The following is a 13,439-nucleotide window of genomic DNA, read 5'->3' on the forward strand; positions in this document are numbered from 1 at the left end:
TTATGTGCTCTAATACCGCTCATGAAGCCTGCTGCCAAATCCAATCCGTCTTCCCCCCATTCGACTACCGCTGTCACACTTGACGATAGCGGCGACACACGCAAGCAGCGCTCCGACGGTGCTGAAGCGCGCAGCCGTTTGTTGCTGGCGGCCTTGCGGCTGTTCGCCGAAAAGGGCTTTGCCAAGACTTCCACGCGCGAGATCGCGCAGGCGGCCGGCGTCAACCTTGCGGCTATCAAATATTATTTCGGCGACAAGGCGGGTTTGTACCGCGTGGTCTTCAGCGAACCCCTGGGCACTGCGTGCCAGGGCGTCGATCTGTCAGATCCGACCTTGAGCCTGCGCGATGTATTACGTATCTTCTTCGAGGATTTTGTCGCGCCGCTCAAACACGGCGACGTCGTGCAGCTCGCCATGCGCATGCATTTCCGCGAAATGATCGAGCCGACCGGCCTGTGGATGGAAGAGATCGATAACCACATCAAGCCGTCGCACGCTGGTTTGGTCGCGGTGTTGCTGCGCCACCTGAATTTATCGAAAGCGGATGATGATGTGCACAGGCTGGCGTTCTCGCTGGCCGGCCTCGCGCTGCAACTCTTCATTTGCCACGACGTGATCGATGCGATTCGTCCCAGGTTGATCAACACTCCTGCGGCCGTCGATCAATGGGCCACGCGTCTGGTCGATTTTGGCGTAGCGATGGTCGCGATGGAAATTGCGCGCCGGCAGACCCTGGCTGGCGCTGCAGCACCGGCAGTTCCTTCCAAAAAAGCAAAAAAATCATGATGAAAAAAACGCACCTCGCATTTTGCGCCAGCCTGCCTTTCTTGTTGAGTGCGTGCGCCCTGAATGCGCCGCCGGAAAAAGTGTCGGTTGCGCCACCATCGCAATGGTATGCGCCATTACCCAAGACATCTGTCCCAGACGCCAACGCAGCCGGCTTGCCGCATCACGGCACGCTGACCGATTTATCGCAATGGTGGCAGCAACACAACGATCCGCTACTGCTGGACCTGATTCAATCTGCGCAAGCCGTCAGTCCGACTGTTGCCAGCGCCATGTCACGCATAGAGCAATCGCGCGCGACCAGCGTGTCAGCGGGAGCGGCCTTGTTGCCGAAACTGGATGCAACCGTAAGTGCTACCCGCACCAACACGCAGGCGCCGCTACCCTTGGGCACCACCACGCAAGCCGCATTGCAGCCATCGTGGGAAGCCGATCTGTTTGGCGGCAATCGCGCCACCAGCCGGGCTGCGCAGGCGCGGCTGCAAGGTGCGCAGGCGAACTGGCATGATGCCCGCGTATCGGTCGCTGCCGAGGTCGCGAATCGCTATTACAGTTTGCGCACCTGCAACAAGCTGGTGATCGTCACGCGCGGTGATGCGGATTCACGGGCAGAAACATCCCGCCTGTCGGATCTGAGTGCGAAGGCAGGATTCCAGGCGCCGGCCACGGCTGCGCTGGCGCGTGCCAGTGCCGCCGAAGGTAATGGCCGCGCCACCCAGCAGCGTGCATTGTGCGAACTGGATATCAAGGCGTTGGTCGCACTGACGGCGATCGATGAACCGACCATACGCAACAGAATCGCGCAAAGTGAAATGCAGGCTGCGCCCGCCGCGATGATTTCCATCACCAGCCTGCCGGCGCAAACCCTGAGCCAGAGGCCAGACGTTTTCATCGCGGAACGCGAAGTCGCTGCCGCCAGTGCTGAAGTCGGCAACGCACAGGCGCAACGCTATCCACGCCTGAGCCTGAGCGGTTCGATCGGTGTGGCGCGTTTCCAGACTGCCGGCGTGAGCACCGATTTGCAAACCTGGTCGATAGGCCCGATCTCGCTGTCCCTGCCGATTTTCGATGGCGGCAAGCGCGCAGCGGATGTCGATGCGGCGCAGGCGCGTTATGAAGCAGCGGTGGTCAGTTATCGCGCCAGCGTGCGGCAGGCAGTGCGCGAAGTCGAAGAAGCGCTGGTCAACCTGGGAAGCACGGCCGAACGCAGTGAAGATGCACGCGTTGCAGTCGAAGGGTATCGCGCCTCTTTCAACGGTACCGAAAGCCTGTACAAGAATGGCCTGGCCAATCTGGTGGATCTGGAAGAATCGCGCCGCGTGCGGCTGGCGGCTGAATTGAATGCAGCGTCGCTCGAGCGTGAGCGCATGGCGGCATGGATTGCCTTGTATCGGGCGGCTGGCGGCGGCTGGAGCAATCCCGATTCTGCACCGGCGATAGCGGCACAACCCTGACGACAGACATGGCTTTAATTTGACTCTGATTAATAACAGCAATAACCGGAATCGACTCATGAAACGTTTCAAGACAAAAACAATCGTCATTGCCGTCATTGCGCTGGTGATTCTGGCTGCGATCATCATTGTGCTGGCGACCGGAAAATCCGGTACCGCGAAGAAAAAAGAAGATATCGGTCCCAAGCCGGCCCTGACTGTCACGACGGCGCAGCCATCGCAGGCGCGCTTGCCCATCAAGCTGGTCGCCAACGGCAGCATCACTGCATGGCAGGAAGCGATTATCGGCAGCGAATCGAACGGCTTGCAGTTGACTGAAGTGCGCGTCAACGTCGGTGATGTGGTGCGCCGCGGCCAGGTACTGGCGACTTTTTCACCTGCCTCGACTAAAGCCGATGTGGCACAGGCGCGTGCCAACCTGATGGAAGCCCAGGCCAATGCCGCTGATGCTAAGAACAATGCAGAACGCGCCCGCACGCTGGAAAGCACGGGTGCATTGAGTACGCAGCAGATCAATCAATACCTGACCACTGAACAAACCGCCAAGGCGCGCGCCGAAGCGGCAAAAGCCATGCTGGCAGTACAGGAAGTCCGGCTTGCGCAAACGCAGGTGCTGGCTTCCGACAACGGCATCATCTCGGCGCGCAGTGCAACCGTCGGTGCGGTGCTGGCTTCCGGCACAGAGCTGTTTCGCCTGATACGCCAGGGCCGACTGGAATGGCGGGCAGAAGTGACATCGACCGAACTCGGACGTCTTGCCACGGGAACGCCGGCGCTGGTCACGGCTGCCAATGGCACGCAGGTAAAAGGCAAGGTACGCATGATTGCACCTACCGTCGATGCGCAAAATCGCTCGGCGCTGGTGTATGTCGATCTTGCACCGGCAGCAGCAAACATGCCGCCCGCCCGTGCCGGCATGTTTGCTACTGGCGAATTCGATCTCGGCATGTCGTCCGCCGTTACGGTGCCGCAGCAGGCAGTAGTCATACGCGACGGTTTCAGTTATGTATTCCGCCTTAATACGGACAATCGCGTGACGCAAACGAAGATACAAACTGGGCGCCGTTTGAATGACCGGATTGAAGTGGTGACCGGCATCCCGCCGGATGCGGTATTGGTTGCGAGCGGCGCCGGATTCCTGAACGATGGCGATCTGGTGAAAGTGGTTGCGGCACTGCCGGCGGATGCCGCCTCTGCCGCAACGCCTGCAGCGCCGCAGTCCGACATGCAAAAAGCCCATGCGGTAACGACGCCTGCACGCGCCGTACCAGCGGCCAAATAGGGAGCACGCGTGAATTTTTCTTCGCTATCGATCAAGAACCCGATCCCGGCCATCATGCTGTTTGTGCTGCTGGGACTCGCCGGCCTCCTGTCGTTCAAATCAAGCGCGGTGCAGGATTTCCCTGATATCGAACTGCCTATCGTCACCGTCAGCGCCAGCCTGCCCGGTACCGCGCCGGCACAACTGGAAACAGAAGTCGCGCGCAAGATCGAGGATTCGGTCGCAACCCTGCAAGGCATCAAGAATATTTACACCAAGGTGCTCGACGGCGCGGTGACAGTCACGGTTGAATTCGTCCTCGAGAAAAACATTTCGGATGCGGTCAATGATGTACGCGATGCGGTAGCCCTGATACGCGCCGACCTGCCCAGCGATCTGCGCGATCCATCGGTGACCAAGGTGTCGACTGCCGGCCGCGTGATCCTGACATTCACGGCAGCTGCAGCGCCGAACAGCAAACTCGACGAACAGGAACTGAGCTGGTTCGTCGATAACACCGTCGCCAAGCGCGTACTCAGCGTGCCTGGCGTCGGTTCGTTCAAGCGCGTGGGCGGCGTCAGTCGCGAAGTCCGTATTGAACTCGATGCGGCAAAAATGGCGGCCTTGAATGTCGCCGCGATCGATGTCTCGCGGCGTTTGCGACTGGTGCAGCAGGAAGCGCCGGGCGGACGCGGTGACGTCAGCGGTGCCGAACAGGCAGTCCGCACGATTGCAACCGTGAAGACGGCCGCCGAACTGGCGGCGCTGGATATCCCGCTGGCCGACGGCCATCACGTCCGGCTCGATCAGGTTGCCACGGTGACCGATACGATAGCTGAACGTCGTTCATCGGCCTCGCAGGATGGTCTGGTCGTCGTCGGTTTTGAAGTCTTCCGCACCAAGGGTGCGAGTGAACTGGATGTCGCCGAAGGTACGCGTGCGGCGGTGGAAGAGCTGCAGGCGGCGCATCGCAATATCGTCTTCAAGCAGGCGATCGACAATGCGCAACCGGTGGAAGAAAATTTCGACGGTTCGATGGAGTTGCTGTACGAAGGCGCATTGCTGGCGGTGCTGGTGGTGTGGTGGTTCCTGCGCGACTGGCGTGCCACGCTGGTGGCTGCAGCTGCGTTGCCGCTGTCGGTGATTCCGACCTTTCTCGGCCTGAAGTATTTCGGTTACACGCTCAATACCGTGACCCTGCTGTCGCTGGCGCTGGTGGTCGGGGTGCTGGTCGACGATGCGATCGTCGAGATTGAAAACATTTCGCGCCATCTGCGCATGGGCAAGACGCCGATGCAGGCGGCGATGGAAGCAGCCGATGAAATCGGCATGGCGGTGTTTGCCACCACCTTCGCGCTGGTCGCGGTATTCCTGCCGACCGCGTTCATGGCGGGTATCCCGGGCCTGTTCTTCAAGCAGTTCGGCTGGACTGCGGTGCTGGCGATCCTGGCATCGCTGCTGGTGGCGCGTTTGCTGACGCCTATGATGGCAGCCTACATCCTGAAGCCGATCAAGGAACATGAAGAAAAAGACAGCTGGTTGATGCAGCGTTATCTGGCGACGATGAAATGGTGTCTGAATCACCGGCTGATTACGGCGATCGCCTCCGGCCTGTTCTTCGTTGGCTCCATCATGCTGGTGCCGCTGCTGCCGACCGGCTTTGTGCCGCCAGCCGATCGCGGGCAGACGCAGATCAATATCGAACTGCCACCCGGCAGCACGCTGGCAGAAACCACCACCACTGCCGAACGCGTGCGCGTGGCCGTGATGCGGGACAAGGATATCAAGAGCGTGTTCAGTTCGATTGGCGGCGGCTCCAGCGGTGACGCCTTTGCGCCCGGCGCCTCGGCCGAAGCGCGGCGTGCGGTGCTGACGCTGACGACCACGCACCGCAACGAGCGCAGCGAACCGATGGCGGCCATCGAATCGCGCATACGCGACAATATCTCCGATATTCCCGGTGCGCGTTTCACGGTCGGTCCGGCTGATACCGGCGTCAAGATGCAGCTGGTCTTGCGCAGTGAAGACCCGCTTGCGCTGTCGGAAGCAGCGCAGCGCGTCGAGCGTGAATTGCGCACCCTCAAGGGCATAGGCAATGTCAGTTCCAGTGCTTCGTTGGTGCGGCCGGAAATCATCGTTCGTCCCGATACGGCACGCGCCGCCGATCTGGGTGTGACCACGGCCAGCATAGGTGAAACCGTACGCGTTGCCACCGCCGGCGATTACGACATGAATTTGCCGAAGCTCAATCTGTCCGAGCGCCAGGTGCCGATACGCATCAAGCTGCCGGATAGCGTGCGCGCCGATCTGTCCGCCATCGAACGCCTGACGGTGCCGGGCAAGAACGGTCCTGTCATGCTGGGCAATGTTGCTACCGTGACGATGCAAAGCGGACCGGCGCAGATCGATCGCTTGAATCGCAGCCGCAATGTCACGCTGGATGTAGAGCTGGGCGGACGCGCGCTGGGCGAAGTTAATGAAGAGGCGCGCGCCCTGCCATCGATGAAAAACCTGCCGCCGGCAGTGAAGATTGCCGAGCTCGGCGATGCGCAGGAAATGCAGGCACTGTTTGCCAGCTTCGGCCTGGCGATGCTGATCGGCGTGCTGTGCAGCTACGGTGTGCTGGTGCTGCTGTTCAAGGATTTCATGCAGCCGGTGACAATTCTCGCAGCACTGCCCTTGTCGATAGGAGGCGCGATCGTGGCCTTGCTGCTGACTGGGCGCGCACTGTCGATGCCGTCGATGATCGGCTTGATCATGCTGATGGGGATAGTCACCAAGAACTCCATCCTGCTGGTCGACTATGCAATCCTGGCGCGTGAAGCCGGCATGAACCGCTTCGATGCACTGGTCGATGCCTGTCACAAGCGTAGTCGTCCCATCATCATGACGACGATAGCCATGGGTGCCGGCATGTTGCCGCTGGCGCTCGGCTGGGGCGCTGATCCCAGCTTCCGTTCGCCGATGGCGATCACGGTGATCGGCGGCTTGATCACGTCTACGCTGTTGAGCTTGCTGGTGGTGCCGGCCGTATTTACCTATATTGACGATCTGGAACACTGGTTAAAGCGCATGGTGAACAGGGCGCGCGGCATCAAGACGGTCGATGCTGCTGTGCCTGCACCTGCGCCGCAACTGGAGCTGGAAAAATAATGGCGCGCGATATTGCTGATGCTGCATCTGCGCATACTGTTGAACACTTAGGAAAGATTGCATGAACCGTCCCATACTTGCTACAGAACATATTGCGCCTGATGCGCTGCGTTTGATTTCCAGCTACCACCAGAAGGTGGTCAGCGAAGTGGCGCAGCATGTGGCGGCCGACCATGTAGTCGTGGTCGGCATGGGCATCAATCCCTTCGTCAAGAAGGCGCGCCAGGCTCTGGATGAGGCGGGTGTCGCCTTTACCTATCTTGAATACGGTAATTACTGGTCGATGTGGAAACCAAGGCTGGCCATCAAGATGTGGAGTGGCTGGCCGACTTTCCCGCAAGTGTATGCAGACGGCAAGCTGATCGGCGGCTACCGTGAAACCGTGGCCGCGCTCAAGGCCGGCACGATAGTCAAATGAATCAAGGGCAGCATGCGATGACACTGGCGCTGCAGCCTGCGCCAGACAAGCAGCCGTTGAACGTGCAGGATTTACAACTGCAGCTGCCGTCGCCGCTGGTGCTGGTGGTGCTGGCGCCGCACCCGGATGACTTCGATGCGATAGGCGTCACCTTGCGCTGCTTCCACCAGCGTGGCGACATCATCCATCTGGCTGTGTTGACGACTGGCGCCAGCGGTGTCGAAGACGGTTTTTCCGGTGCGCATGCGGCGGCAGAGAAGGCGGCCCTGCGTGAAGCCGAACAGAGTGCGAGTTGCGCATTCTTCGGTTTGCCGCCCGAGCGCCTGACCTTCCTGCGCCTGCCGCCGGATGAAAAAGGCAACCCGCGGCTGGACGCGGCCAATCAGGCTTGCATACGCGATTATTTATCGACGCGTCAGCCGGATCTGGTGTTCATGCCGCACGGGAACGACAGCAATGTCACGCATCAGCGCACGTATGCCTTGTTTCGCGCCGCTGCGCTGGCGGATAATCTGCAGCTGTGGGCAGTATTGAACCAGGATGCGAAAACGCTGGCGATGCGTACCGATCTCTATATGCCGTTTGATGCGGACGCGGCGAGGTGGAAAGCGGAAATGCTGCGTTTGCATCAGTCGCAGCATCAGCGCAATTTGAATACGCGTGGACAGGGATTTGACGAGCGCGTGCTGGCAGTCAATCGTCACACCGGCCTCACACTCGGGTGTGAATATGCCGAAGTATTCGAGCTGGAACGCTATGGGTCCGGCGACTAATCAAGGATAAGCAAGGATAAGAAATGGCTTGTGATCACAAGAAAGTGCTGGATCTGGCAAAAGCGGGAAACTGGGAAGAGTCGCACGCGCTGGTGCAGGTGCATGGCGATGAATACTCGTGCCTGATACACGGTTACCTGCATCGCGTCGAAGGCGATCTGGGCAATGCGCGTTACTGGTATGGCCGCGGCAACAGCAGCTTGCCGAAGAACACGCTGGATGAAGAATTTGCCCGCCTGTACGGCAAGCTCGGCGCCGCGTAGGCGCTTGTCAGGCGCTAATCAGGAACGCGCGCGTGGCAGCTGGACCGTCATGACGGTCCCGTTTGTTTCATCGGAGGTGGCTGAAATGGTGCCGCCGTGCGCCAGCGTGATTTCGCGCGCGATGAACAATCCCAGGCCCAGGCTGGTGGATGGGCGGCCGACCTGCTCATCTTCCACCGAGAGTTGAACCAGCGGCTGAAATATCGTCTGCAGCGATTCGGGTGGAATCGCAGGACCGAAATTTTTCACCTGGATAGTCACCGTATCTGCCTTGCCTTCGGCGAGTATGGTGACGGGGTGCTCTTTCCCCCTGTATTGCGCGGCGTTATTGAGCAAGTTGGTAAATACCTGCTGCAGGCGTACGCTGTCAAACGAGCCGCTCAGATCTCCTGTCGTGCTCAGTTCAAACGGGCATTCGGGATGCACCGCCCTGGCGTCATGCAGCGAGGCTTGAAAAATATCCTGCAGATCGGCTTGCTCGAATGCGATCGGCATTTCGCCGCCCAGCTGCCCGCGCGCATATTCCAGCATGTCATTGACCATTGCCGTCATGGTCGCCGCACTGCGTTTGACGCGGCTGCCGACGCGCAGGGTTGCCTCCGTCCCCACCCCGGGCAGCGCCAGATAATGGCCCGCCATGGCCATTGCAGCCAGCGGGCTTCTTAAATCATGTCCAAGAATCGCTAGGAAGGTATCCCGTGTGCGCACATTGCTTTCGGAATAGGTGACGACTGACTCCGCCAATCCCTGATCTATGGCTTCGTTGAAGCGAACCATGTCGCGCGTCGTTATTTCTGTAATCTGCGTAACGTGCGGCAGCCACAGGCGCAATACGGTGGCCCGCAGCGCGCGGTATTCCGAGGTCAGTTGCAGCAGTGAAAAGCCGCTCAGATGGCGCAATTCGCCATGCGTGGCGGCGGCACTGTCATCCGATACATCCATGGCCATGCCTTTGGATTTCTCGGTCTGCTCCAGCGCACTTTGTTTGGTGTCGATATCGACGGTCAGCTCTTGCAGGATCTGCCTGGCGTGATCGCGCAAGGCGCGGGAAGACATATCTGCGGCAGCAGGCAGTAGCGTTTGGGCAAATGCATCCCATTCGTTGAGAATTTCTTCCATGTGCTCGGTGATAAAACGGGATAGTTTCATGCGCGTCTTTTGCTGGTGGCTGGAGAGAGTATCGGGAGAAAGTGATGCATCAAGGCATTGTAAGCTTTGTTGTGTGCACAAACGGGCAATCTGCCTGTCTGTCGCAAACTGCTCAATTCAATCAGCAGGTTTCCGGAAACCGTTTTCCATCCATTTTTCGGCACTGGTGCGCGTCAATTTGAAGGATGGCACCACGCGTACTTCAGCCAGTTGTGCGCCGTCTTCATCCTGTGCGCTGAGCAGTGCATACGGATCGTCTTCATCCGGCACGATATCCAGTGCGACCGTGATCGTGGCGCTCGCGGTATTTACCGTCACGCTCTTGTGCAGCGTCGCATGCAGTTGCTGTTCATGCCTGCGCAATATTTCGGCGGCTGTTTTCACCAGCGTATGGAAGGCGGGCGTATCCAGCGGCTTGGGATTCTTCTTGTCGCGCCCCATCGTCCACGGACCGACCAGTGCCGGTTCGCTTTCGCCATCCTTGATCATGGCCACCGCCCAGCCTTCATCGTCTTCATTCTTGATGACGCGTGCAGTCCAGCCGTCGTCGCGCCACAGGCGTGGCTCGTGTATGGCGTTGCCGTGATCCGCTGCGCTGTCGTCGTGTAATTCAGTGTTGTGCATGGAAAGTCGCTTTTATCGAATAGCCCGGGTTGCGTATCATAGTGTTATTCGCTGCTGCGCGCATACAGCTTGTGGCTTGGATAGCTGCCTGGGCGCAGGGTTTTGTCGCCTTACAGACATGGCATCCTGATAATCGTTCGATCGCTATTACAGGATTTTCATCCCATCAGCCTGCAAAATAAGGCCATTGGGTGTAAACTCGCGCCCTTCCCCTTGCTGAGGCTGGGTCGGCAGAATAGTCGACGAGCTCCTCCCTATCCGCCAGTGGCGTCAAAATAGAAATCCAAGAAGTCAGATATTCATGCGTAGTTCTTCCAGAATGCCTTGCGTCGATGCGCTCAAGGCAATTGCCTGTTTGTTAATCGTGCTTCACCATCTCGCGTTTTACGGTCCGATGTCCGATGTCGCCTATCCGCTCATGCCGACGCTGATCGATCTGTCATATCAATACGGGCGGATGGCGGTGCAAGCCTTTTTCGTGATTGCCGGATTTTTGCTGGCGGCTAAATTTGCGCCACATGGCAAACCGCTGCTCGGCAACCCTATACAGTCCATCTATCAACGCTATCTGCGCCTGGCCATACCCTACCTGGTCGCGCTGGCGTTCGCAGTCCTGTGTGCGGAAATTGCGCGCGAATTACTGACGCATGATTCGATCCCGGACGCCCCCGACTTCATGCAGTTGCTGGCGCATGTATTTTTCCTGCAGGACCTGGTCGGGCAGGAAGCCCTGTCTGCCGGCGTCTGGTATGTGGCGATCGACCTGCAGCTGTTTGCGCTGGCAGCACTGCTGCTCTGGTGCGCCGGCCGAATAGAAGCGCGCTACCCGCGCCTGAATTTTCTCGGCCCGATAGCGATCGCACTGCTAACGCTGGCATCGCTGTTCATCTTCAACCTGAACCAGGAATGGGATGCGACCGCGCTGTATTTCTTCGGTTCTTACGGCTTGGGCGCGCTTGCTTACTGGGCGTCGCGCCGCCAGCATGGCGTGCTGTGGCTGGCCTTGCTGAGCATGGTGGTGCTGGCTGCCTTGCTGCTTGATTTCCGCGCACGCATACTGGTGGCGGGTAGTGTGATGCTGATGCTGGGTGTGGCGCGCCAATCCGGCGCACTGGAGCAATGGCAGATGCCGCCCGCGCTGACGTATCTCGGGCGTATTTCGTATTCAGTCTTCCTGATCCACTTCCCGCTGTGCATGCTCGTGAATGCAGTCTTTTCCCACTTCTTTCCGCAACAGATATTTGCCAACATCGTCGGCATGCTGATCGCGCTTGGCGCCAGCATAGCCGGCGGTGCGCTGTTGTTCACATGGGTGGAAAATCGTCGATGGACAGGCCGGAAGCGTTTGTTGATACCAACCGGTTTCCTGCTCAGCGGCATGCTGGTCGCCGCGAAAATCAGTTAGTTGCCATGCGTGGCGCGTGCCCAAGCCGGGCGCGCTGCCCTAAATGAAAAGCCCCGGTCTGCATTTAATGCAGACCGGGGCTTTTCATTGGTGGTTTGACTTTCACCTCGGCTCTGCGCCGGGGATAAATACGCTATCCGCTTATGCGTGGCAGCCTGCGCTCAGATCGAGCGTTTTGTCATAATATTTCGATTCGATCTGCAGCATGCCGAGTATCGAGTGGAACAGGTTGTCATGGCTGACTGCATTGCCACTACGCTTGCCGATACAGTCCGTGTTCAAGCCGAAACTGTTGGCGAATCCTTGCGACAGCCACATCACCATCGGTATCTGCGTCTGTTCCTTCGGTGCGATCGAGTACGGCAAGCCGTGCAGGAATATGCCGCGTTCGCCCAGCGATTCGCCATGGTCGGACAGATACAGCATGGCCGTATCGTAAGTCGTTTGCGTCTTCAGGTAGTTGATCGTTTTGGCGAGGAAGCGATCGGTGTACAGCACGCCATTGTCGTAGGCATTGACGATCTCTTCTTTCGAGCACTTGCTCAGGTCTGCCGTATCGCAGGTCGGTGCATAGGTACGCATTTCGGCAGGATAGCGGCGGAAATAGGCCGGCCCGTGATTGCCCAGTTGATGCAGCACGACGAACAGATTGCCATTCTTTGCCTTGTGTATTTCGCCATCCATGTTGTCCAGCAGGATCTCGTCGAGGCAGCGTTCGCCATCGCACAGCGCGGCATTCTTGCTGTTGTCGAGACGCTGCTCTTCGAGGCCGTCGCATACACCCTTGCAACCAGCCTGATTGTCGCGCCATACGGTTTTCAGGCCGGCATGGTCGATGATGTGCAGCAGCGATTCATGTCCGCGGATTTCTTTTTCATCGTAATTGCGCCGGCCATAGGTCGAGAACATGCACGGTACCGATACTTCGGTATTGGTGCCGCAGGACGTGGCGTTGCTGAAGTTCATGACATTGAGCTTGCTCAGCTCGGGCGTGGTCTGACGCGCGTAACCGTTCAAGCCCCAGTTTGCTGCACGTGTGGTCTCACCGACTACCAGCACGAACAGCATGGGTTTGGTGCGCTGGGCCCAGCCGGCGCCCAGTTTGGCATCGCCGCTGATCGGAATCTTCGGCGTGTTTGCCTGCGCGGTATCGGCAGCCACTACGCGGGTCAGCGAAAACAGGTAGTTGCTTGGCGTGATCAGGAAGCGCACTTCCTTTTGATTGCGCATCAGCGAAGAAAAATCCTGGAACACCAGCATGATGGAGCCGGCGGCAATGACGATGGCGCCAACGACGTAAGCCAGGCGCACCAGCATGCTGCGACGCAAAGGCGTGGTTTTCAACCGCAATTGCGAGACCAGCAGTATCGGCAGCACTGCGTACACGAACATGTGTATGCAGAAATTCAGCGAGAATAATTCACTGGCTTCCTTGACGTCGGTGCGCAGGATGTTCCTGACCATTTCCGTATTGAAGAATACGGTGTAGGTGTTCATGTAATACGTGGCCGCTGCGGTGACGAGGAACAGCACGGAAAGCACCAGTTTGGCGTTCCAGCGATTGAGCAGGATGAACAGGGCGGCGCTTTGCAAAGCGGTGATCGCGATAAAAATCGCACCGGCAAAAATCCAGGTGCCCGGATGCGACCAGTCACGATTGGCCAGTGCGGCCGAGAAAAACAGGTGATTGCACGCCAGCGAAAAAAACAGGCTCGCAAGTATGGCCAGCCGCTCAACGCTTATGGCTGGGAGGCGAGCAAAAAACGGGAAAAAGTGGCTGCTGCCACTAAGGTTCAGGGCTGTGCCGGGATTGCCGGCAGCTTGCAAAATTTTCAATGCGTATACCAACTTCAGATAGAAGAAGTCGCTACGCTATCGATTTCGCCGTTAAGGGTGCGTTAAGGTCGGGCCGACACAGGCTCGTTTATTGGATGCAGAGTGCGCTCAGAATACTCAGGCTGGAAGCGCGGTCCTGTCGCCTTGAAAATCTCCTGCAGCGTCTGAATGTGGTGGAAATGTCAACGTGAAACGGCTGCCACCGCCTGGCGGCGTCTGGTGTTCTATCTGCCAGCCCAGATGATCGACCACGCGCTTGACGATCGCCAGTCCCAGGCCGGAACCTACATGCGTATTGTCCTTGCCGCGGACAAAGC

Annotated in this window: 12 protein-coding genes; 8 read left to right on the plus strand and 4 right to left on the minus strand. The window is 58.6% G+C overall.

Annotated features, from left to right (window positions below; translation table 11 throughout):
* Positions 1-21 precede the first annotated feature (21 nt).
* From Q7T06_RS02770 to Q7T06_RS02800, 7 genes are all read left to right on the plus strand, one after another.
* On the plus strand, positions 22-786 hold the full coding sequence (locus Q7T06_RS02770) for a CerR family C-terminal domain-containing protein (RefSeq protein ID WP_304779789.1): 765 nt from the start codon (positions 22-24) through the stop codon (positions 784-786).
* Positions 786-2,240, plus strand: a complete 1,455-nt coding sequence (locus Q7T06_RS02775; RefSeq protein WP_304779825.1) for an efflux transporter outer membrane subunit — start codon at positions 786-788, stop codon at positions 2,238-2,240. The genes Q7T06_RS02770 and Q7T06_RS02775 overlap by 1 nt, the downstream gene beginning before the upstream one ends.
* Positions 2,241-2,298: 58 nt before the next feature.
* The gene (locus Q7T06_RS02780; RefSeq protein ID WP_304779792.1) at positions 2,299-3,522 is read left to right on the plus strand and encodes an efflux RND transporter periplasmic adaptor subunit; all 1,224 of its coding nucleotides are present in this window, start codon (positions 2,299-2,301) and stop codon (positions 3,520-3,522) included.
* Between the two features lie 9 nt (positions 3,523-3,531).
* Complete coding sequence (locus Q7T06_RS02785) at positions 3,532-6,654, plus strand: efflux RND transporter permease subunit (RefSeq protein ID WP_304779795.1); 3,123 nt, start codon at positions 3,532-3,534, stop codon at positions 6,652-6,654.
* A 61-nt stretch (positions 6,655-6,715) separates the two neighbouring features.
* Positions 6,716-7,072: a glutaredoxin gene (locus Q7T06_RS02790; RefSeq protein WP_304779798.1), complete on the plus strand. Its 357-nt coding sequence runs from the start codon at positions 6,716-6,718 to the stop codon at positions 7,070-7,072.
* Positions 7,069-7,845, plus strand: a complete 777-nt coding sequence (locus Q7T06_RS02795) for a PIG-L deacetylase family protein (protein ID WP_304779801.1) — start codon at positions 7,069-7,071, stop codon at positions 7,843-7,845. Before Q7T06_RS02790 ends, Q7T06_RS02795 begins: the two co-directional genes overlap by 4 nt.
* A gap of 23 nt (positions 7,846-7,868) precedes the next feature.
* Complete coding sequence (locus Q7T06_RS02800; protein WP_304779804.1) at positions 7,869-8,108, plus strand: hypothetical protein; 240 nt, start codon at positions 7,869-7,871, stop codon at positions 8,106-8,108.
* A gap of 18 nt (positions 8,109-8,126) precedes the next feature.
* Here Q7T06_RS02800 and Q7T06_RS02805 read toward each other — a convergent pair whose 3' ends face one another.
* The gene (locus tag Q7T06_RS02805) at positions 8,127-9,257 is read right to left on the minus strand and encodes a sensor histidine kinase (protein WP_304779807.1); all 1,131 of its coding nucleotides are present in this window, start codon (positions 9,255-9,257) and stop codon (positions 8,127-8,129) included.
* Positions 9,258-9,374: 117 nt separating this feature from the next.
* Entirely contained in the window at positions 9,375-9,881 is a 507-nt protein-coding gene (locus Q7T06_RS02810; RefSeq protein WP_304779812.1) for a hypothetical protein, read from the minus strand.
* A 301-nt stretch (positions 9,882-10,182) separates the two neighbouring features.
* On the opposite strand from Q7T06_RS02810, the gene Q7T06_RS02815 reads away from it, so the two are divergent.
* Positions 10,183-11,286 carry an acyltransferase gene (locus Q7T06_RS02815; RefSeq protein ID WP_304779815.1) on the plus strand — a complete coding sequence of 368 codons (1,104 nt, stop codon included), beginning with the start codon at positions 10,183-10,185 and terminating at the stop codon, positions 11,284-11,286.
* Positions 11,287-11,427: 141 nt separating this feature from the next.
* On the opposite strand, the gene Q7T06_RS02820 is transcribed toward Q7T06_RS02815, so the two are convergent.
* Both Q7T06_RS02820 and Q7T06_RS02825 read right to left on the minus strand, forming a co-directional pair.
* Positions 11,428-13,122, minus strand: a complete 1,695-nt coding sequence (locus Q7T06_RS02820) for a phosphoethanolamine transferase (protein ID WP_304779818.1) — start codon at positions 13,120-13,122, stop codon at positions 11,428-11,430.
* A gap of 117 nt (positions 13,123-13,239) precedes the next feature.
* On the minus strand, positions 13,240-13,439 hold a 200-nt coding region (locus Q7T06_RS02825), incomplete at its 5' end, for a HAMP domain-containing sensor histidine kinase (RefSeq protein WP_304779821.1).

This window comes from Herminiimonas sp., assembly GCF_030645555.1.
Taxonomy (GTDB): domain Bacteria; phylum Pseudomonadota; class Gammaproteobacteria; order Burkholderiales; family Burkholderiaceae_D; genus Oxalicibacterium.